Annotated in this window: 17 protein-coding genes and 3 pseudogenes; 7 read left to right on the top strand and 13 right to left on the bottom strand. The window is 58.1% G+C overall.

Going from position 1 to position 21,171, the window contains the following annotated elements; all coding sequences use genetic code 11:
• Nucleotides 1–25 precede the first annotated feature (25 nt).
• Complete coding sequence (locus ACF0H7_RS14705; protein WP_397453464.1) at nucleotides 26–928, top strand: LysR substrate-binding domain-containing protein; 903 nt, start codon at nucleotides 26–28, stop codon at nucleotides 926–928.
• Between the two features lie 275 nt (nucleotides 929–1,203).
• Here ACF0H7_RS14705 and ACF0H7_RS14710 read toward each other — a convergent pair.
• From ACF0H7_RS14710 to ACF0H7_RS14760, 11 genes and pseudogenes are all read right to left on the bottom strand, one after another.
• Nucleotides 1,204–1,434 (bottom strand): annotated as a pseudogene (locus ACF0H7_RS14710) (chorismate mutase); the annotation flags it as partial.
• Nucleotides 1,435–1,436: 2 nt separating this feature from the next.
• Nucleotides 1,437–1,508, bottom strand: a pseudogene (locus ACF0H7_RS14715) (type II toxin-antitoxin system HicB family antitoxin); the annotation flags it as partial.
• Between the two features lie 312 nt (nucleotides 1,509–1,820).
• The gene (locus ACF0H7_RS14720; protein ID WP_397453465.1) at nucleotides 1,821–2,759 is read right to left on the bottom strand and encodes a carbohydrate kinase; all 939 of its coding nucleotides are present in this window, start codon (nucleotides 2,757–2,759) and stop codon (nucleotides 1,821–1,823) included.
• 34 nt (nucleotides 2,760–2,793) lie between these two features.
• Nucleotides 2,794–4,275 (bottom strand): xylulokinase, encoded by a 1,482-nt coding sequence (gene xylB / locus ACF0H7_RS14725; protein ID WP_397453466.1) that lies wholly within the window; start codon nucleotides 4,273–4,275, stop codon nucleotides 2,794–2,796.
• A gap of 7 nt (nucleotides 4,276–4,282) precedes the next feature.
• Nucleotides 4,283–5,767 carry a mannitol dehydrogenase family protein gene (locus ACF0H7_RS14730; protein ID WP_397453467.1) on the bottom strand — a complete coding sequence of 495 codons (1,485 nt, stop codon included), beginning with the start codon at nucleotides 5,765–5,767 and terminating at the stop codon, nucleotides 4,283–4,285.
• Between the two features lie 18 nt (nucleotides 5,768–5,785).
• On the bottom strand, nucleotides 5,786–6,889 hold the full coding sequence (locus ACF0H7_RS14735) for an ABC transporter ATP-binding protein (protein ID WP_397453468.1): 1,104 nt from the start codon (nucleotides 6,887–6,889) through the stop codon (nucleotides 5,786–5,788).
• Between the two features lie 39 nt (nucleotides 6,890–6,928).
• A complete protein-coding gene (locus ACF0H7_RS14740) occupies nucleotides 6,929–7,762 on the bottom strand; it encodes a carbohydrate ABC transporter permease (protein WP_397453469.1) in 834 nt (277 codons plus the stop codon).
• A gap of 10 nt (nucleotides 7,763–7,772) precedes the next feature.
• Nucleotides 7,773–8,705 carry a carbohydrate ABC transporter permease gene (locus ACF0H7_RS14745; RefSeq protein WP_397453470.1) on the bottom strand — a complete coding sequence of 311 codons (933 nt, stop codon included), beginning with the start codon at nucleotides 8,703–8,705 and terminating at the stop codon, nucleotides 7,773–7,775.
• 73 nt (nucleotides 8,706–8,778) lie between these two features.
• Complete coding sequence (locus ACF0H7_RS14750) at nucleotides 8,779–10,089, bottom strand: ABC transporter substrate-binding protein (protein ID WP_397453471.1); 1,311 nt, start codon at nucleotides 10,087–10,089, stop codon at nucleotides 8,779–8,781.
• Nucleotides 10,090–10,330: 241 nt separating this feature from the next.
• Entirely contained in the window at nucleotides 10,331–11,236 is a 906-nt protein-coding gene (locus tag ACF0H7_RS14755) for an AraC family transcriptional regulator (RefSeq protein ID WP_397453472.1), read from the bottom strand.
• Between the two features lie 39 nt (nucleotides 11,237–11,275).
• Nucleotides 11,276–11,401, bottom strand: a pseudogene (locus ACF0H7_RS14760) (transcriptional regulator); the annotation flags it as partial.
• A 140-nt stretch (nucleotides 11,402–11,541) separates the two neighbouring features.
• On the opposite strand from ACF0H7_RS14760, the gene cobF reads away from it, so the two are divergent.
• The gene (cobF, locus tag ACF0H7_RS14765) at nucleotides 11,542–12,297 is read left to right on the top strand and encodes a precorrin-6A synthase (deacetylating) (RefSeq protein ID WP_397453473.1); all 756 of its coding nucleotides are present in this window, start codon (nucleotides 11,542–11,544) and stop codon (nucleotides 12,295–12,297) included.
• Nucleotides 12,298–12,519: 222 nt separating this feature from the next.
• Here cobF and ACF0H7_RS14770 read toward each other — a convergent pair whose 3' ends face one another.
• Complete coding sequence (locus ACF0H7_RS14770; RefSeq protein ID WP_397453474.1) at nucleotides 12,520–13,818, bottom strand: glycosyltransferase; 1,299 nt, start codon at nucleotides 13,816–13,818, stop codon at nucleotides 12,520–12,522.
• A 70-nt stretch (nucleotides 13,819–13,888) separates the two neighbouring features.
• Complete coding sequence (locus ACF0H7_RS14775; protein WP_397453475.1) at nucleotides 13,889–14,254, bottom strand: response regulator; 366 nt, start codon at nucleotides 14,252–14,254, stop codon at nucleotides 13,889–13,891.
• 267 nt (nucleotides 14,255–14,521) lie between these two features.
• Between ACF0H7_RS14775 and ACF0H7_RS14780 the strand changes: the two genes are divergently transcribed.
• The 5 genes from ACF0H7_RS14780 to ACF0H7_RS14800 all read left to right on the top strand — a co-directional run bounded on the left by ACF0H7_RS14780 (nucleotide 14,522) and on the right by ACF0H7_RS14800 (nucleotide 21,169).
• Entirely contained in the window at nucleotides 14,522–18,010 is a 3,489-nt protein-coding gene (locus ACF0H7_RS14780; RefSeq protein WP_397453476.1) for a response regulator, read from the top strand.
• Between the two features lie 66 nt (nucleotides 18,011–18,076).
• Complete coding sequence (locus ACF0H7_RS14785; RefSeq protein WP_397453477.1) at nucleotides 18,077–18,898, top strand: CheR family methyltransferase; 822 nt, start codon at nucleotides 18,077–18,079, stop codon at nucleotides 18,896–18,898.
• Nucleotides 18,895–19,512, top strand: coding sequence for a chemotaxis protein CheB (locus tag ACF0H7_RS14790; protein ID WP_397453478.1), 618 nt, complete (start codon nucleotides 18,895–18,897; stop codon nucleotides 19,510–19,512). Before ACF0H7_RS14785 ends, ACF0H7_RS14790 begins: the two co-directional genes overlap by 4 nt.
• Complete coding sequence (locus ACF0H7_RS14795; protein WP_397453479.1) at nucleotides 19,505–20,686, top strand: ATP-binding protein; 1,182 nt, start codon at nucleotides 19,505–19,507, stop codon at nucleotides 20,684–20,686. Before ACF0H7_RS14790 ends, ACF0H7_RS14795 begins: the two co-directional genes overlap by 8 nt.
• A 105-nt stretch (nucleotides 20,687–20,791) precedes the next feature.
• Nucleotides 20,792–21,169, top strand: a complete 378-nt coding sequence (locus ACF0H7_RS14800) for a response regulator (protein ID WP_397453480.1) — start codon at nucleotides 20,792–20,794, stop codon at nucleotides 21,167–21,169.
• The last annotated feature ends 2 nt before the right edge of the window (nucleotides 21,170–21,171 follow it).

Consider the following 21,171-nt stretch of genomic DNA (forward strand, 5'->3'; position numbering starts at 1 on the left):
ACGTCCAACAATGGCAAGGAATGGCATGGACCAGGTCAAGGCGATGAAAATCTTCGTGCGCATCTATGAGCGCAGCAGCTTCACCCAGGCCGCCGACGACCTTAGCCTGCCACGCGCGACCCTGACCCATAGCCTCAACCAGTTGGAAGCCTGGCTTGGCACGCGCTTGCTGGAGCGCAGCACGCGGCGGGTCAAGGCCACCCTCGACGGTGATGCCTATTACGCACGTTGCATACATCTGTTGGCTGAGCTGGACGATGCCGAGCACTCGTTTCGCAGCGTGGCGCCCAAGGGCATGTTGCGGGTCAACCTGCACGGCACCCTGGCCAAATACTTCGTGGTGCCGGCGCTGCCGACGTTCATGGCGCGCTACCCGCAGATCCAGTTGACCCTCAGCGAGGCCGACCGATTGGTGGACTTGGTGCAGGAGGGAGTCGATTGCGTGGTGCGCGCCGGCCAGTTAAGTGATTCATCGCTGATCGGACGGCGGATCGCAAACCTGCCTCAAGTCACCTGCGCCAGCCCGGCCTACCTGCGCAAATACGGCGTGCCAGAAAGACTGGAAGACCTCGCTACCCACCACGGCGTGAATTACCTCTCCAGAACCACCGGTAAAGCCCTTCCTTTCGAGTTTATGCAGGAGGGGCAGTTGCACGAGGTCGAACTGCAAGGGCGGCTTGCGGTGTTCGGTGCCGAAATCTACGCCGCCTCGGCCATTGCCGGTATGGGCATCATCCAGGTGCCGCGCTATCGGGTGGCGCAACAACTGGCGCAAGACCTGCTGCGCGAAGTGCTCCCGGACTGCCCGCCACCGCCGATGCCGGTCTCGGTGTTGTACCCGCATAACCGCCATATGTCGCCACGGGTGCGGGTGTTTGTGGATTGGGTGAGTGAGTGTTTTTCGGCTCAGGGTGTCAGTGGCTCTTGAGCGCTAAGCAGATCTCCTTCCATGGCGTCTGGGATGTCTCTGGCGTCTGTCCCGCAGGCTTCGCCAACACGTTAGCTCCCACCTCTATTTGAGCATGACGCAGGATCTGTGTGCCTGGCCGAGAACCCTGTAGGAGCTGCCGAAGGCTGCGGTAAATTGACATCGCGAAGGTCGTTCCGACCTTGTCGCAGCCTTCGGCAGCTCCTTCAGACAAGCTCAACTTCAGGCTTTTATGCGAATGGCCTGACGCGATGTGTTATGGAGAGCTGGCCGTTTCAGGGCCTGCTGGACTGTTTCAGGTTTGCGTGTTCTGTCAGTTCTTGATTGATAAAGGCGTGGATCATCGCCCGATAGACCTGTTCAGTCACCACTGGATTCGCGCCAAGTTCCAGAGATAGTAAAGTTACCTTCTCGATCACCTGTTCGACTCGTTGCGGCGCCTTTACTTGGTCGATAGTTTTCTTGAATTGGGCGGCCTGAGTTACATAGCGACCTCGTGCGGCTATTCAGGAATGTCAGGGATATGAATCCCAATGGCAGTGTTTTCGTCACCCCATTCGATGGCGATTGGATAGTGCATGGTATTTCCTGACGACTCTGAGATGTATCACCATCGTAAACAAAAAAAGTCCTCTGCAGTAACGGTGCTTGCATCAAAACATAGGTTTTAGACGTGTCCTTCGTAAATGTCGGACATTTCCCACATTTTTCTCAACTTGAAAAATCTTGCTTGAAGAATATACCAGCGACGGCAAAAGATAATGCGCAGGTCTATTTAACCTGCGCCAGAGTCACTATCCTCCGATATAAAACGGAAGTGCGTCTCGCTTCTCAAGGGCTGTAGTTCAAACCAGCAACTCCCACCTTATTAATTGTGGGAGTTGTCAGCAGCTCAAACCAACTGGTGCCGATACGGCAAATCAGGCCCGACTTTGGTGCAGGTCAACGCCGCCGCGCTCACGGCAAACTGCACCATCCCTTCGATCTGTTCCCGCGTCAGTGACTCCAGTCCTTCAGGCGAATCCAGTTGATGTTCGCTGAGGTAGGTAATCAGTGCCGCCTGGAAGGTGTCGCCAGCGCCGACGGTATCCGCCGTGACGACTTCGCGGGCAGGCACCGACCAGGTGCCGTGCTGCCGGGTAAACACGCTGACGCCCTCGCGGCCGCGGGTCAGGAACACCAGTTGGCAACGCTGGTTCAGCCAGCCTTCGGCGACCTGTTGCGGGTCACGATCCGGGTAAAGCAGGGACAGGTCTTCGTCGCTGACCTTGATCATGTGTGCGTGTTCGGCAAAGGCGGCGACCTGTTCGCGCCAGCGTTCGATGTTCGGCTCCGGGTTGAGGCGGATGTTCGGGTCGAGGGTGATCAGACGCTGATTGCTTTCGCGTTTGACCAGCGCCAGCAAGGTGTCAGCCACCGGCTGCACGACCAGTGAGAACGAGCCTACGTGAACCCCACGCACCTGCTCATTCAGCAGCGGCAGGTGTTGCAACTGCAGTTGTCGATCGGCGCAGCCTTCGCCACGGAAGCTGTACTGTGGTGAACCGTCGGCACCCACGGCGACCATCGCCAGGGTGGTCGGGGCGTCGAAATCAATCAGGTAGTCAGGGCTGACGCCTTCTTCATCCAGCACTGTGCGCAGGCGTCGGCCGAGGTAATCGTTGGAGATCCCGGCAAACAACGCCGCCTCGATGCCCAGCCGGCGCAAGCCGATGGCCACGTTGAACGGCGAGCCGCCGGCGATGGCCTTGAATCCGACTTTATTGGCGTGCCCGCTGCTGTCCGGCTGAGTGAAAAAATCAAACAGCGCTTCGCCACAGACTAAAAACATACATGCTCCAAAAATAAGTGATGTACCACGGTGCTCAAAGTGCCGTTAGCGCGGTGCGGTAGCGCTGGTAAACCTGCTGGTAGGCGACCACATGTTCGGCAATCGGCTGGGTCTGGCTCTCGGCATCCAGGCTGACGCAGCGTTCGCACAGTGTTTGCAGGCTGCGATTCTGCCCCATTTGCTGCGACCAGCACCATGCCGCCTGAATCGCCGCACCGAGTGCTGCAGCTTCGCTGTGCTCGGTGCAGATCACCGGGGCGTCCATGATGTCGGCGACGATCTGCCGCCAGACCGCGCTTTTCGCACCGCCACCGATCAGGCGGATCGCCTCGCTCTTGATCCCGCTGGCGCGCAGCAGATCAAGGCCATAGCGCAGGCCGAAGGTGGTGCCCTCGACCACCGCACGGCAAAGGTTGGCCTGGTTCAGGTTGGTGCTGTCGAGTCCGAGGATGCTGCCGGTGGCGTGGGGCAGGGCGGGCACCCGTTCGCCGTTGAGGAACGGCAGCATCAGTACGCCCTGAGCGCCAATGGGTGCGTCGATGATCGCGCGGTTGAAGCCTTCGATATCCAGGGTGAACAGCTCACGAATGGCGCTGGTGGCGTTGGTCAGGTTCATGGTGCAGATCAACGGCAGCCAGCCACCGGATGACGAACAGAAGGTCGCTACCGAGGGTTGATCGCTGACCTGGGGTTGATCGGCATAGGCGTAGACCGTGCCCGACGAGCCGAGGCTCATGGTGATCGCGCCGGGCTGGATGTTGCCGGTGCCAATGGCGCCCATCATATTGTCGCCGCCGCCGCTGGAAACAATGGCTTCGGGGTTCAAGCCAAGCAACTGTGCGATGTGCGGGCGAATCTTGCCCACCGATTGCTGGGCGTCGAGCAATTGCGGCAAGGCGCGGCCAAGGCGACCCGTAGGGTCGATGTGCTCGAGTATTTCCAGGTCCCAGGTACGTGTGCGCACGTTGAAGTAACCGGTGCCGGAGGCGTCGCCGAACTCGGTGCAGCAACGCCCGGTCAGCCAGAAGTTGAGGTAGTCGTGGGGCAGCAGAATCTTATCGATACGTTTGAACAGTTCGGGATGTTGCTCTTTGGTCCACAGCAACTTGGACACCGTGTAACCCGGGGCAATGGCTACGCCCAGGCGCTCCAGCGAGCCGGCTTCGCCCCCGAGCCAGGCCAGCAAGCGGTCGTTCTCCGGCGCTGATTCGGTGTCGCACCACAGCTTGGCGGGGCGCAGCACTTCTGCGCCCTGATCGAGCAGAACCAACCCGTGCTGCTGCCCGGAAACGCCAATCGCGTTGATCTCCAGTCCGCTGATGCCCGCTTGGTTCAGCGCGCTATGGGTAGCGTGTTCAAAGGCCGTCAGCCATTGCTCGACGTCCTGTTCGCGCCGTCCATTTGCACCAATGACCATGCTATGGGCGGCCGAGCCTTCGCCGAGGACCTGGCCGCTCTCGGCATCGAGAACAATCGCTTTAGTGCCTTGTGTGCCGCAATCGATACCGAGAAACATGCTCACCTCAATGGGTTTTGGTCAGTAGATTTTCCAGGGTTTTGTGCACGCCCAATTCACGCAGGCTGTTGAGATTGTGCTCGAACGCGGCGACAAACTCTGCAGATTGCGGAATCGCGATGCCGAATATTTCTTCGACGTCCAGCAGCCGTTGCGTGATCAACACGTCGTCAGCCACCAGCGCCTTGCAGAAGTCGGCACGCGGGTCGACGATTGTGTACTCGACGCCGTTCTCGCCTTGGCTGCCCTGCAGGTACAGCGCCCAGGCCGCGACCACCAGCGACGCGCGGTCCATATTGCCGCCATCGAGAATCAGGCGGTTGATGGTCGGCACGGTGAATTTCGGGAACTTCGACGAGCCATCGGAGCACACGCGCTCCAGTTGGTCGGCGATGGCCTGGTTCGAGAAGCGCTCGATCAGGGTGTCTTTGTAGGTGGTCAGGTCGATGCCCGGCACCGGCGCCAGTTGCGGCGTGACGTCAAGGTCCATGTAGGCGCGGATATAACGCACGAACAACGGATCGTTCATGGTCTCGTGGACGAAGCGATAGCCGACCAGCGCGCCCAGATACGTCAACGCCAGGTGGCTGCCGTTGAGCAGCTTGATTTTCATGTCTTCATAGGGCGTGACGTCGTCGGTGAACTGCACACCGACTTTTTCCCACGCCGGACGCCCGCTGACGAACTTGTCCTCCAGCACCCACTGCACGAAAGGTTCACACACCACCGGCCAGGCATCGTCGATGCCTTGTTCGTCGTGCAATTGCAGACGGTGGGCAGTGCTGGTCATCGGCGTGATGCGGTCGACCATGGCATTCGGGAAGCTGACATTGGCGCCGATCCAGTCGTGCAGATCAGCGTCGAGCAGCGCGGCGAAGGCTTGCAAGGCTTTGCGGGCGACGGCGCCGTTGTGCGGCAGGTTATCGCAGGACATCAGGGTGAACGCCGGGGTGCCGGCGGCGCGGCGTTTACTCAGCGCAGCGCAGAGCAAGCCGAATACGGTCTTTGGTGCGTTCGGGTGCGCCAGGTCGTGCTGAATCTGTGGCAAGTGCGCCATGAACTCGCCGGTGCTGTCATCGATGCAATAGCCGCCTTCGGTGATGGTCAGCGAGACGATGCGGATGTCTGGGCTGGCCAGCTTGTCGATCAGCGCCTGAATCCCGTCGTCCGCCAGCAGCATGCCACTGATGGAGCCGATGATGCGGGTTTCGGTGTCGTCGGTGTCGCCCAGTTCGTACAGGGTATAGAGATAATCCTGTCCCTGGAGCGCGTCACGCACGCCGAGGTCTTCCGGGCGCAGGCCGATGCCGCAGATGCTCCAGTCGTGGCCTTCGCCAGTGTTCATCAGCGCATCGGTGTAAAACGCCTGATGCGCGCGATGGAAACCACCGACACCGATGTGTGCGATGCCCTGACGGGTTGCGCTTGGCGAGTACGCCGGGAGAGCGATGTTGCTGCCCAGTTGGGTCAGATTCTGTTTGTTCAGTTTCATGGCAACGGTCTCGAATTTTCAGGCGGCGACCTGCAAGGCTTTGGTGATCACCAGGCCTTGGGCGTCGAACAGATGGCAATGGGCGCTATCCAGGCGCAGGTTCAAGGTCTCGCCGTATTGGCTCGCCAGATCGCCGCGAATACGCATGGTCAGGGCTTCGCCCGAAGCAGTACGCACGTGGCAATACGTGTCGCTGCCCAGGCGCTCGCTGACGTCGGCTGTCACTTGCATCTGGCAGTCGCCAGGTTGGGCAAGGTCCAGGTGTTCCGGGCGAATACCCAGGGTCACCGAACTGCCGACGCTGACGTTGGCACCGGCCAGTGGCAGGTTGACGGTGGCGCCGGCGTCCAGCCTGACCTCGCAGCCGCTGCTGCTGACAGAGCTGATGGTGCCCTTGAGGAAGCCCATCTTCGGCGTGCCGAGGAAGCCGGCGACGAACAGGTTGGCCGGGTGGTGGTACAGCTCCAGCGGCGAACCGACTTGCTCGACCTTGCCGCCGTTGAGCACCACGACTTTGTCGGCCAGGGTCATGGCTTCGACCTGATCGTGGGTCACGTAAATCATCGTCGCTTTCAACTCTTTGTGCAGGCGCGACAGTTCCAGGCGGGTTTGCACACGCAGGGCGGCGTCGAGGTTGGACAGTGGTTCATCGAACAGGAAGATTTTCGGATTACGCACAATCGCCCGACCAATCGCCACGCGCTGGCGCTGGCCACCGGACAGTTGCTTGGGCTTACGCTCCAGCAGCGGGTCCAGTTGCAGGATGCGCGAGGCTTCACTGACCTTGCGATCAATCTCGGCCTTGTCGCCGCCCGCCAGGTCGAGGGCGAACGACATGTTCTTGCGCACGGTCATGTGCGGATAGAGGGCGTAGGTCTGGAATACCATCGCCAGGTCGCGCTTGGCCGGGGTGACTTCGGTGATGTCGCGACCATCCAGTTCGATGGTGCCCGAGGTGACGTCTTCGAGCCCGGCGATCAAGCGCAGCAGGGTTGATTTGCCACAGCCCGACGGGCCGACGAACACCACGAACTCACGATCACCCACGTCGAGGTCGATGCCTTTGATAATCGCGTGACCGTCGAAGCCTTTTTGCAGATTTCTGATACTCAGGTTAGCCATGATGGCCTCCGTGCTGCTCTTGCATTCAAGAGACTGAATCTATTTGACGGCGCCGAACGACAGGCCGCGAACCAGTTGTTTTTGGCTGATCCAGCCGAAGATCAGGATGGGCGCACAGGCCAGCGTCGAGACGGCGGACAGCTTGGCCCAGAACAATCCTTCCGGGCTGGAGTACGAAGCGATCAATGCAGTCAGTGGCGCGGCGTTGGAGGAGGTCAGGTTCAATGACCAGAACGCTTCGTTCCAGCACAGGATCAGCGACAACAGCGCGGTGGAGGCCAGGCCGCCTTTGCAGATCGGCACCAGCACGCGGAATATCTCCTGGCCGGTGGTTGCACCGTCCAGGCGCGCGGCTTCGAGGATGTCCGGCGGGATGTCCTTGAAGTAGGTGTAAATCATCCAGACCACAATCGGCAGGTTGATCAGGGTGTAGATCGCGATCAAGGCAATGCGCGAGTCCAGCAGGCCAAAGGTCTTGGCCAGCAGGTAGATTGGCATCAACACGCCCACTGGCGGCAGCATCTTGGTCGAGAGCATCCACAGCAAGGTGCGCTTGGTGCGTTTGGTCTCGAAGAAGGCCATGGAGTAGGCCGCGGGCACCGCAATCAACAGGCACAGGATCGTGGCGCTGAAGGAAATCACTACCGAGTTGCCGGCGAAGTGGAAGTAATCACTGCGCTCCTGAATGTGCAGGTAGTTTTCCAGGGTGGGCGTAAAGAAGAACTGTGGCGGCGTGGCGAAAGCATCGATCTCGGTCTTGAAGCTGGTCAGGACCATCCAGAAGATCGGGAAAAACACCAGCGCCGCGATGGCCCAGGACAGGGCTCCGAGCAATAGGCTTTGCAGGCTGCGGGATTGTTTGAGCGTCATCATGGCAAGGCCCTCATGACTTGTCGGTGAGGTTTTTGCCGATCATCCGAATCAGGATAATCGCGGCAATGTTGGCAATGACCACGGCAATCAGCCCGCCCGCCGAAGCCATACCGACGTCGAACTGCAACAACGCCTGGTTGTAGATCAGGTACGCCAGGTTGGTCGAGGCGTAGCCCGGGCCTCCGTTGGTGGTGGTGAAGATTTCGGCGAACACCGACAGCAGGAAAATCGTCTCGATCATCACCACCACGGCGATCGGACGCGCCAGGTGCGGCAAGGTCAGGTGCCAGAAAATCGCGATAGGGCCCGCGCCATCCAGCCGCGCGGCTTCTTTTTGTTCCTGATCCAGCGACTGCATGGCGGTCATCAGAATCAGGATGGCGAAGGGCAGCCATTGCCACGACACGATGATGATGATCGACAGCATCGGGAAGTGCGCCAGCCAATCCACCGGCTGCGCGCCGAAGAACCGCCAGAGGGCCGCGAGAATCCCGGACACCGGGTGGAAAATCAGGTTTTTCCAGATCAGCGCGCTGACCGTCGGCATGATGAAGAACGGCGAAATCAACAGCACACGGATGATACCGCGACCGAAAAACTCGCTGGCTTCCAGCAGGGCGGAAATCAACACGCCAAGGATTACGCTGATCGCCAGCACGCTGCCGACCAATAGCAAGGTGTTCATGGCTCCGGGTAAAAAGCCGCTGTCAGTGACGAAGTAAGTAAAGTTCTCCAGACCGACGAATTCGTTGTCGCCAGGCGACAGCAGGTTGTAGCGAATCAGCGAGAAATAAATGGTCATGCCCAGTGGCACGACCATCCACACCAACAACATCAACACTGAAGGGCTGACCAGGAACCAGCCGGGTTTGGTCAGTGAGCGCTTGGCCTGAGGTTTTTGGCTGGATGCGTCCAGTCGGGGATTAACGGCAGAGGTATTCATGGTGACTCCGACAAGCTTGAACAAGGTGCCGGAAGGCAAAACGCCTTCCAGCACAATCAACAGTCAATCGTGACTATTTCTTCGGGTAACCCGCTCGCTTCATGTCGCGTTCAATAGAGGTTTGCGCTGCAGCCAGTGCCGCGTCGACGGTGGACGAGCCCACCAGCGCTGCGGAGAATTGCTGGCCAACGGAGGTGCCAATGGCCTGGAACTCAGGAATGGTGACCAACTGGATACCGACATACGGCACAGGCTTGAGGGTCGGTGTTTTCGGTGTCACGGCCTTCAACGATTCGAGGGTGATTTTGGCAAACGGTGCCGCCTTCATGTACTCGTCGTTGTAGGTCGAGGCCCGGGTACCTGGTGGGACGTTGGCCACGCCGTCGGTCTTGGCTACCAATGCTGCGTATTCCTGGGAAGTTGCCCAAGTGCTGAAGGTTCTTGCGTCGGCCTGGTTTTTCGCGCTGGTCGGAATCGCCAGCGCCCAGGAGTAGAGCCAGGCCGAACCTTTGTCCGTGACTTCATGCGGCGCGAAGGTGAAGCCTACGTTGTCGGCGACTTTGCTTTGGGTTTTGTCGGTGACGAACGAGCCAGCAACGGTGGCGTCGACCCAGATCGCACATTTGCCGCTGTTGAACAGTGCGAGGTTTTCGTTGAAACCGTTGCTGGAAGCACCCGGTGGGCCGGATTTCTTCATGGTTTCGACGTAGAAATTCAGCGCGTTTTTCCATTCAGGCTGATCGAACTGCGGTTTCCACTGTTCGTCGAACCAACGCGCGCCGTAGGCGTTGGCCACGGTGCTGATCAGCGCCATGTTCTCGCCCCAGCCGGCCTTGCCGCGCAGGCAGATGCCGTACTGTTCTTTGGTTTTGTCGGTGAGCTTGCCGGCGAATTCGGCAATCTGGGTCCAGGTCGGACGCTCAGGCATGGTCAGGCCCGCCGCCTTGAACAGGTCGGTGCGGTAGTAGGTCATCGAGCTTTCGGCGTAGAACGGCAGGGCGAAGAGCTTGCCGTCGACGGACAGGCCGTCACGTACCGATGGGAAAACGTCGTCCAGTGCGTAGGAGGGCGGCAGGTCTTTCATTTCCTGCAACCAGCCTTTCTGGCCCCACAGCGATGCTTCGTACATGCCGATGGTCAGCACGTCGAATTGCCCGCCCTTGGTGGCGATGTCGGTGGTCAAGCGTTGGCGCAGCACGTTTTCTTCCAGTACCACCCAATTGAGCTTGATGTCCGGATGTTCGGCTTCGAAGGTTTTCGACAGCCGCTGCATGCGGATCATGTCACTGTTGTTAACCGTGGCAATGGTCACGGTGCCAGCGGAGGCAATGCCGCTGAGGGCCAGGCAGGTACTTGCAAGCAGGATCTTTGCAGGGGTCTTCATTTATCACTCCTCTCCTGCGCCCGGTGAGCTACAGAAGGTCAGTTATTGTTTTTGTATCTTCCGGAGGCAAGGAAGACTATGTGCTGATTACAGCCTTCCAGGCGCGGGATGACAAATCCTGCGCTGCACTGAAACCGATACTATTTTGCACTTGGTGTGGGCGAGGGGAAGCAATGAAACGACGCCCCGGCATGGCGTGGGGCGGTTTCAGCTTAGTTGAAGAGACAGGAGGCGGGGTGAATCAGTACAGGTTTTGCTCAGTCATACGTTGCACGGCCAGGCGCCGATAATGTGACGGCGTCATGCCCTTGAGCTGTTGGAAGCGCCGGTTGAAGTTGGAAATGTTATTGAATCCGGACTCGAAGCACACATCGGTCACCGGTTTATCGCCATCCGCCAACAGTTCGCAGGACTTGCTGACCCGCAGGCGATTGACGAACTCGACAAAACAGCGGCCGGTGGCTTGTTTGAACACCCGCGAGAAGTAGGTCGGCTTCATGCCCATGTGCTCGGCCACTTCTTCCAGCGGCAATTCCCGGGCGTAGTGGGTGAAGATGTAATCAACGGCACGGTTGGTGCGATCAACGCTGTGTTCATCGGCCACCTGCGGCGCGGTGGTGCCCGACAGCAACTGAACATCGTCGCAGGCGGCCAACAGCTCCAGCAGAATAAGAAAATGTCCCAGCCGGCTGATGCCTTTGCTGTCAGCGATTTTCTGCATCAACTTCATCGCCTGACGAATCGTATGCTTGCAGCGAAATTCGATGCCGTACTGCGCGCGCTCCAGCAGCGGCGCCAGGGTTTTCAGCTCGGCGAACACCTGATTGCCGCTTTCAAACAATTCATCGGTGAAGTTGACCAACATGTCGCGCTTGGGCACCACTTCGTCTTCGGCAACCTGGCTGATCCAGTTATGCGGCAGGTTCGGGCCGGTGAGGAACAGGCTCTCGGGATAGAAGTTACCAATGTAATCGCCGACGAACACCTTGCCGGAACTGGCAACGATCAGGTGCAGCTCGTATTCCTTGTGAAAGTGCCAACGCACCAACGGGCAGGGGAAGCCGTGTTCGCGATAGATGATCGACAGACCGTTGTGGTCGTCCATCAGTTCGTAGGAAGGGTCGGTGATTCTTGTTGTTTTGGTCATCGGTGAGCCGTCTGAAAAGGTCCGGGACAAGCATGTCGATCAGGCAAATACGATTTCGACGCGCCCTTCAGGTCGGGATCGCGGTGCGGCCTTGACCACAATCTGCACGTCTCGGCCCAAGCGAGCAAGACAATCGATCATTTTTGACTCGCTAATCCCGCGAAATTACATTGACCACTACCGTTGGTAAAAAATCATTTCGATTCGTACACCTTAAAAGCAGCAAACACGGTCGGTGTAGGAGCAAGCTTGCTCCTACGCCTTCGGCAGAAGCAGATTGCCTCGTTGATGGGAGTTATCGCTAAATGAAAAGGATCCTGCTGATCGGCATGGGGGCGGGCAATCCGGAGCACATCACCGTTCAGGCGATTAACGCGCTGAACCAGACAGATGTGTTTTTCATCCTCGACAAGGGCTATGCCAACGACGATCTGCTGCGCCTGCGCAGGGAGATGTGCGAGCGCTACATCAGCGGCGACTACCGCGTGGTGCAGGTTCAGGATCCGCAACGTGAGGAGAACACGCAGTCCTACGAGGCCGGCATTCACGACTGGCACCAACAGCGAGCCGCGCTGTTTGAGCAATTGATTGGCGATGAAGTGGCGGACGGTGAAGTCGGCGCCTTTCTGGTGTGGGGCGATCCGACACTGTACGACAGCACATTGCGCATTCTGGACCGGGTGTTGGAGCGGGGGGCTCAGGTGTTCGACTATCAGGTGATTCCAGGCATTACCAGTGTCCAGGCGCTGGTGGCGCAACATCGGATTCCCTTGAATCGCATCGGTGAACCGATCCAGATCACCACCGGCAGACGCCTGGCACAACAGGCCGCTGACGAGATCCAGAATGTGGTGGTGCTGCTGGATGCACATTGTCGATTTGATGCGCTGGCAGACTCGGATTTGCATATCTATTGGGGCGCCTACCTGGGCACGCCGGATGAGATATTGATCTCTGGGCGGCTCCGGGATGTCAGCGCCGAGATCATGCGCGTCCGCGAGGGGGCGCGGCGCAAGAAGGGCTGGATCATGGACACCTACCTCCTGCGTCGGCCGTACTGACGCCTTCGCAGCGGTTCTGCGGCAGCCACAACACCACTGTAGGAGCTGCCGCAGGCTGCGATAAGGCCGGAACGGCCTTCGCGATGTCGATTGATCGCAGCCTTCGGCAGCTCCTACAGTGAAATTGTGCTTGGCACAGGGTATGTGGGAGCAGGCTTGCCTACGAAAAGCAATTTTATTGTTAACTAAATCTCTTTAAAAACAATAGATTGCTGATGCTAATTAAACCCGATTCTTCGCCTCAATCCACTGCGCCATGTACTGGGTGCTCTTGTGGTGATGGTGGCGCAGCATCGCACCGGTGAAGTTGTTGGTGCGGTGTTGCTGCAGATTTCCCCGGCATTGTTCTATGCGTTCAATCAGGCTCGCGCAATGTGTTCGATGTTGGTAGCGCGCAGCCAACAAGGCATGCCCCTGCACCTGGGCTTCGTTCCAGAGCACTTCATTGCGATACAGTTCAACGGCCGCTGCAGCAATCTCGCCAACACTGGCGGCAACGACGCCCGGCCAGGCCATTTCGCCATGCATGCCTTCCGCGCCAATCGGCGTGGTGACGCTTGGGGTGCCGCAGATCATGGCGTCGAGCAATTTGCCTTTGATGCCAGCACCAAAGCGCAAGGGCGCCAGGCAGACCCGCGCGCCAGCCATCACTTCCAGCGCATCCTCGGCCCAGTTCATCACGTGAAACCCTTGCCCGGCGTTGTGCAAGGCGGTGGCCTTGGGCGGGGTGTAGGCGCCGTAAATGTGCAGCTGTGCCGAAGGCAGTTGTTGACGAATCAGCGGCCAGATCGCGTTTTTCATCCACAGCACTGCGTCCCAGTTCGGCGCGTGGCGGAAGTTGCCGATGCTGAGAAAATGCGCGCGGTCCTCGAAAGGGCGTGCGCGGTCAGGCATGCCGTTGAGCATCAGTGGGCAGTGGTGTAGCAAGGCACGCGGGACTTTGAAGTGCTCGGTCAGTAGATCGATTTCCACCTCGGAAATGATCAGGTTGAGGTCAGAGCGGTAGAACGCGGCAATTTCCCGTTGGGCCACATCGCTGTCCGCCATGGGCTGATAAATGGCATTAAGTTGATCGTTGAAAAGCGCTTTTAAATCATCGGCTTCTGGATCAATCTTAAGGTGATTTTTCAAGAGTTGCTGACGTGCGTCACGCAAGCTTTGGACGTCTGAAGACTCAAGAATTCGCAGCGCATTCGGGCAGCATTTCTCCACGCGCCAGCCAAATTGCTCTTCCATCATGAAGCGGTCGAACAGCACGATGTCCGGTTGCAGTTCGGAGATGAAACGGTCGAAGCTGCTGTTATTGAGCTCGATATTGACTTCGGCGATCCCCAAAGACGCCAGATCAGCCTTGTGCTCGCCCAGCGCGGCCGGGCTGCTGAAGGTGATGTGCCAGCCCTGTTCCTGGAAGCACTGGATGATTTGCATCATGTGCCCACCGGCCGCCGATGAGCGAGGTTCTGGCCAGACGTAACCGATGATGAGCACGTGGGTAGCGGTGCGGGTTTCAGTCTGGTGCATGATTCAAGGGTCCTGGAGGCGTGGGGGCGCAATTAAACCACAGCGGCCTGTGTGCGCTCACCCGACGTCATCAGTCCTTGTTCGGCAATATCCCTTTGACCTTGTCGCGCAACTGGTCGATAGAGAACGGCTTGCCGATCAGGTGCATACCCGCCGGGACTTCGATGGTTTCTGCGTAACCGCTGGCAAACAATACGGTCAGCGTCGGGCGCAATACGCGGGCGGCATTGGCCAGTTCGATACCCTTCATGTCGGGCAAACCCTGGTCCGTCATCAGCAGATCGATCACGTTATTGCCGTCACGCAGTTGGCTGAGCGCCGCTTCGGCATCGGCGGCCTCAAACACGGTGTACTCCAGTTCTTCAAGCACATCGACGATCAACATTCGCACTATATTGTCGTCTTCGACCACGAGGATGCTGCTGGTTGTGGACATGATGTGCTCCTGGAAACAGTGGTAGGTCGTAAAGGATTGTCTCTGGTTTTCCCTTCATGAGTGAGTAAAAGATGGCGACAAGTTCCCGCATCGGAGAAAAACCTTAGACCGGGATCGTTTTTACCGGCAACGGGTCAAACGCAAACCTTCCCTAGAGAGGGTGTGGCCTAATGCCTTTATTTTTTTGCTTTCAGCGCCGGTATTCAACTTTAATGCTGATCTATACGGCACACTCCTTTGTTTAGATGACATCGCTTGGGTCTCCTGATGAACGATCAGTCTTCGATTGACGAGCAACGCTTTCGCAGCATGTTGTTCCGCAACATCAGCCTGCCGCTGGGGGTAGGCGTGCTAGGCGCGGTATTTTTTATTGGGCTGATCGCGTATTTGATGTCAGTGATTCACTGGGTGGAGCACACCGACAGTGTGATCAACAACGCCAACCGCGCGTTCAAGTTGTCGGTGGATATGGAAACCGGCATGCGTGGCTTTCTGCTGACCGGCGACGAGCGTTTTCTCGATCCCTACGAAGTCGCCAAACCGAACATCCGCACCGAACTCAAAAGTCTGGAGGAGTTGGTCGCCGACAATCCGCCCCAGGTCGAGCGTTTCAAGCGCCTGTCGGCGTTGCAAAATGACTGGATCGATTTTTCGCAAAACGTGATCGCCCTGCGTCGGCAGAACGGTGATTATCTGGCGTTGGTTCAGTCCCGGGAAGGCAAGCGGCTGTCCGATGCCATTCGCGGCGAGTACGACGATGCCGTGGCGCTGGAACAGCAGTTACGCATCACCCGCAATGAAGAAGCCACACGAACCACGATCCTGACCATTACCCTGTATCTGATTTTTGCACTGGCGCTAAGTGGGCTGCTGGCCTATGTCGGTCGCAGGGATATGCTTACATTATCAAAGAGTTATGCTGAAAACTTAAAGCTTCAGGATAACAACGCCCAACGCCTGAAACACGTGGCCTGGCTGCGCAACGGACAAAGTGAACTGGCCGAACAGGTCTTGGGCCAACTGACCCTCAACCTGCTGGGCCGCAACGTGCTGCAATTTCTCGCGCACTACCTGGGCAGCGTGGTGGCGGCGCTTTACGTGCGTCAGGAGCACGGTGGGTTCAAGCGCGTGGCGTCGTATGGCTTCTCCCGCGAGCAGGAACAACGGGAACAACTGATTTACAACGACGAAGGCATCATCGGCCAGGCCGCCCAGCAGGACAGCGTTATTCGCCTGGACGAACTGCCGCAAGATTATTTCAAGGTCAGCTCCGGGCTCGGGGAAGGCGCACCGTGCAGCGTGCTGGTGGTGCCGACCAGCAATGAGGATCAAGTCAATGGCGTGGTCGAGTTGGGGTTTCTGCGCCCTTTGACCGACCGTGACGTGGAGTTCCTCAAGGTGATTTCCGACAATATCGGCACCTCGATCGAATCGGCGCGCTATCGTCAGCGTTTGCAGGAAGTGCTGGCGCAAACCCAGCAGCTCAACGAAGAGCTGCAGGTTCAGCAGGAAGAACTGAAGACCGCCAACGAAGAGCTGGAGGAGCAGTCGCGGATACTCAAGGAGTCGCAGGTTCACTTGGAAACCCAGCAAGCGGAGCTGGAACAGACCAACGTGCAATTGGCCGAACAAGGCGAAGCCATGGAGGCCCAGCGCGATGCGCTGGATCGCAATAACGAAGAGTTGAGCCTGGCGCAGATCGAACTGGAAGCGCGGGCAGATGAATTACAACGCTCGAGCAAGTACAAGTCCGAATTCCTCGCCAACATGTCCCATGAGTTGCGTACGCCACTCAACAGCTCGCTGATTCTCGCTAAATTGCTGGCGGACAACCCGACAGAGAACCTCACGGCAGAACAGGTGAAGTTCGCTGAGTCGATTTATTCGGCGGGCAACGACCTGTTGAACCTGATCAACGACATCCTCGACATCTCCAAGGTAGAAGCCGGCAAGCTCGATGTGCGTCCGGAAAACACCCACGTCGCACGGTTGGTCGAAGGCTTGCGCGGGATGTTCGAACCGCTGGCCAGCGACAAACACCTGAACTTCCAGGTCGAGTTGCAGGCCGGCGCACCGTCGCTGCTGTTCACCGATCGGCAGCGACTGGAACAGATTCTGAAAAACATGCTGTCCAACGCGATCAAGTTTACCGAGCGGGGCAGCGTCAGCCTGACCGTGTCGCGTCAGCCGGGCGAGGGCATTGCCTTCACCGTGCGCGATTCCGGGATCGGAATTGCCGCCGAACAGCAGGAAAGCATCTTCGAGGCTTTCCGTCAGGCCGATGGCACCACCAACCGGCGTTATGGCGGCACGGGCCTTGGTTTGTCGATATCCCGGGACCTGGCGAAGTTGCTTGGCGGGTCCATCAGCGTGACCAGCGAACCCGATCAGGGCAGTATTTTTACCTTGGTGCTGCCTGAGCAGTACGTTGAACAGGTACAGCTGGAATACGGTGAGCTGCCGGCGGCGGTCTTGACACCGCTGGTCGCAGCCGAAGTATCTACCGCTCAGGCTCCGGCCAAGGTGCCCACGCCGACCTTCGATGATGACCGCAATAAGGCGCCGTTCAATACCCGCTGCATTCTGGTGATCGAGGACGAGGTCAGTTTTGCGCAGATCCTCTACGACCTGGCCCACGAGCTGGGTTATCAGTGCCTGGTGGCCCATGCTGCGGATGAGGGCTTCGAACTGGCCAGCCTGTTTGTTCCCGATGCGATTCTGTTGGACATGCGCCTGCCGGATCACTCCGGGCTGACCGTGCTGCAGCGCTTGAAGGAACAGCCGCAGATCCGCCATATTCCGGTGCACGTGATTTCCGTCGAAGATCGCCAGGAAACCGCCATGCATATGGGCGCCGTCGGTTACGCGGTCAAGCCGACCACCCGCGAAGAACTCAAGGACGTGTTTGCCAAGCTCGAAGCGAAGTTGACGCAGAAGGTCAAGCGCATCCTGTTGGTCGAGGACGACGCGCTGCAACGCGACAGCATTGCGCGACTCATCGGTGACGATGACATCGAGATCACCGCCGTTGGCTTCGCCCAGGACGCGCTGGGCTTGCTGCGCGCCAATGTGTATGACTGCATGATCATCGATCTGAAGTTGCCGGACATGCTGGGCAATGATTTGCTCAAACTCATGTCAACCGAAGACATCGTCTCGTTCCCGCCGGTGATTGTGTATACGGGGCGCAACCTGACCCGCGACGAAGAAGCCGAGCTGCTCAAGTACTCGCGCTCGATCATCATCAAGGGTGCTCGTTCGCCCGAGCGTTTACTGGATGAAGTGACGTTGTTCCTGCACAAGGTCGAATCGAAACTGTCCAACGAACGGCAGAAGATGCTCAAGACCGCTCGCAGTCGCGACAAGGTGTTCGAGGGCCGCAAGATCCTGGTGGTCGACGATGACGTGCGCAATATCTTCGCCCTGACCAGCGCCCTGGAACACAAAGGCGCAGTGGTAGAGATTGCGCGCAACGGTCTGGAAGCGATCAGCAAGCTGAATGAGGTGGAAGACGTCGATCTGGTGTTGATGGACGTGATGATGCCGGAGATGGACGGATACGAGGCAACCATTGAAATTCGCAAGGACCCGCGCTGGCGTAAACTGCCGATCATTGCCGTGACCGCCAAGGCCATGAAAGACGATCAGGAACGCTGTCTGCTGGCCGGCTCCAACGATTATCTGGCCAAGCCTATCGACCTTGACCGACTGTTTTCATTGATCCGGGTATGGTTGCCGAAAATGGAGCGTATTTGATCAATGGAACGTATCCGGTTTTGAAGCCACTAATTGACTCTGAGAGTCGCGTATCCGGATGTACCCATGCTGCTTGAATCCAACGCCGACATTGAATTGCGCTTACTGATCGAGGCGATCTACCTTCGGTACAGCTACGATTTTCGCGATTATTCCGGGGCGTCGATCAAGCGCCGGGTCAATCACGCCTTGCGCCAATTCGACTGCACCACTATTTCGGCCTTGCAGGAGCGGGTGTTGCACGACCCTTCGGCGTTCCTGCAGTTGCTGCAGTACCTGACGATTCCCGTGAGCGAGATGTTTCGTGACCCCAGCCACTTCCTGGCGATCCGCGAAGAAGTGGTGCCGCTGCTCAGAACCTATCCCTCGATCAAGGTTTGGGTGGCCGGGTGCAGCACCGGGGAGGAGGTCTATTCCATCGCGATTCTGTTGCGCGAGGAAGGCTTGCTGGAACGAACCATCATTTACGCCACCGATATCAACCCCAGCTCGCTGGAAAAAGCCAAGCAAGGCATCTATTCGCTGGACAGCGTGCGCGCCTATACCCAGAACTACCAGCAAGCCGGTGGGCAGCGGGCGTTTTCCGATTACTACACGGCAGCCTACGGCAACGCGATTTTTGACAAGACCCTGCGCGAGAATGTGACCTTCGCCGATCACAGCCTGGCGACGGACAGTGTCTTCTCAGAAACTCAATTAATTACGTGTCGTAATGTTTTGATTTATTTCAATAAAAAACTTCAGGATAGAGCCTTCGGCTTGTTTCATGAATCGCTCTCGCACCGGGGGTTCCTGGCGCTTGGGAGTAAAGAAACCATCGATTTCTCTGCCCATAGCGGTGACTTTGATGCACTGGTCAAGCAGGAGCGGATCTACCGCAAGTCATGAACATCACTGAACAGCGCGGCCATGTGGATTTTGGGCCTTTGCCTGGCGTCGATGCGATTGTCATCGGTGCGTCGGCAGGCGGCGTGGAAGCGTTGATCAAGATTTTCTCGTTGCTCGGGGCGGGATTCAGGCTGCCGATCATTGCCGTGCTGCATCTCCCGGATGAGCGCCGCAGTCGCCTGGCCCAGGTGTTCCAGCAACGCTTGCCGATTCCGGTGAAAGAGGCGGACGACAAGGAAAGTATCGTTGCCGGCACCCTGTATTTCGCGGCGCCTTCTTATCATTTGTCGGTGGAGAAGGATTTCAGCCTGTCCCTGAGTCTGGAAGACCGGGTGCACTATTCGCGTCCCAGCATCGATATTCTGTTTGAGTCGGCGGCCGATGCCTATGGGTCGCGCCTGGCGGGTATATTGCTGACCGGGGCCAATGAAGACGGCGCCCGCGGGCTGGCGGCGATCAAGCAGCATGGCGGCCTGAGCGTGATTCAGGACCCCAACGAGGCACACGTGCCGATCATGCCCGAAGCTGCGCGGACCTTGCGTGCTCCGGACCTTATTTTGCCCTTGAGCGACATTGGCCAACTGCTCGTCGAGCTGGAACGAACACATGCTTAGTGAAATTCAGGCGAAACTGCTGATCGTCGACGATCTGCCGGAAAATCTGCTGGCCCTTGAAGCGCTAATCAAGCGCGAAGACCGCATCGTCTATAAAGCCTTGTCGGCAGATGAAGCGTTGTCGCTGTTATTGGAAAACGAGTTCGCCCTGGCGATTCTCGATGTGCAGATGCCGGGGATGAACGGCTTCGAGCTGGCCGAATTGATGCGCGGCACGGAGAAAACCAAAAGCATCCCCATCGTGTTTGTCAGCGCCGCCGGGCGTGAAATGAACTACGCGTTCAAAGGCTACGAAAGCGGTGCCGTGGACTTTTTGCACAAGCCACTGGATATCCACGCGGTCAAGAGCAAGGTCAGCGTGTTCGTCGACCTGTACCGCCAGCGCAAGGCCATGAAGCATCAAGTCGAAGCCTTGGAGCGCAGCCGGCACGAACAGGAAGCGCTGCTCAAGCAATTGCAGGCCACCCAGAATGAACTGGAACACGCGGTGCGCATGCGCGATGACTTTATGTCGATCGTCTCCCATGAAGTGCGCACGCCGCTCAATGGCCTGATTCTGGAAACCCAGTTGCGCAAATTGCACCTGGCCAAGGACAACACCGACGCCTTTACCCTGGAAAAGCTGCGGGCCATGGTCGACCGCGATGAGCGGCAGATCCAAAGCCTTATTCGCCTGATCGAAGACATGCTGGATGTCTCGCGTATTCGCACCGGCAAACTGTCCATCAGTCCAACGCATTTCGACCTCGCACAATTGGTCACAAATCTAGTGGAGAATTTCTCGGCGCAGATCAGCGCCGCGCGGTCCACGGTTTCCATCCATGCGCAGCAGCCGGTGGTCGGCACCTGGGATGAATTTCGCATCGAGCAGGTGATCGCCAACTTGTTGACCAACGCCCTGCGCTACGGCGCCCGGGGGCCCATCGAGGTGCGGGTGTACAGCGAGGACGGGCAGGCGCGGGTGGCGATTCGTGATCAGGGGATCGGCATCAGCGAGCAGAACCAGAAACGTATTTTTCAGCAGTTCGAGCGGGTATCGGCCAAGCATGTGATTGCCGGGCTGGGTCTGGGGCTGTTTATTTCCGAGCAGATCGTCACGGCGCACGGCGGGACGATCAGCGTCGACAGCGAAGAGGGTAAAGGCGCCTTGTTTACGGTGAGCCTGCCGCTTTAGCTAACCTTTGGTAGGACAATGGGTATTTATCCGACGGACAGCGCAACCTCCGCTGTCTGCCACGGTCGTAATGGCAGCTATTACAAAAAGATTTAAGGCATACCCATGAGTTCTGATGCAGAAGATGTCGTCCTGATCGTCGAGGACGAACCCATGATCCTGATGTTGCTCGCCGATTATCTATCGGGCGAGGGCTACCGGGTGCTACAAGCCGAGAATGGCGAGCAGGCGTTCGAGATTCTGGCGACCAAGCCGAATCTGGACCTGATGATCACCGATTACCGCCTGCCGGGGGGGATTTCCGGGGTGATGATCGCCGAGCCGGCAATCAAGCTGCGCCCGGAGCTGAAAGTGATTTTCATCAGTGGTTACCCTGCGGAAATCCTCGAATCCGGCAGCCCCATTGCCCTCAAGGCGCCGATCCTGGCCAAACCGTTCACCATGGACAGTTTGCATCAGCAGATCCGCAGTTTGCTGAGGTGAGT

It is taken from the genome of Pseudomonas sp. NA-150 (assembly GCF_044336365.1).
GTDB lineage: Bacteria > Pseudomonadota > Gammaproteobacteria > Pseudomonadales > Pseudomonadaceae > Aquipseudomonas.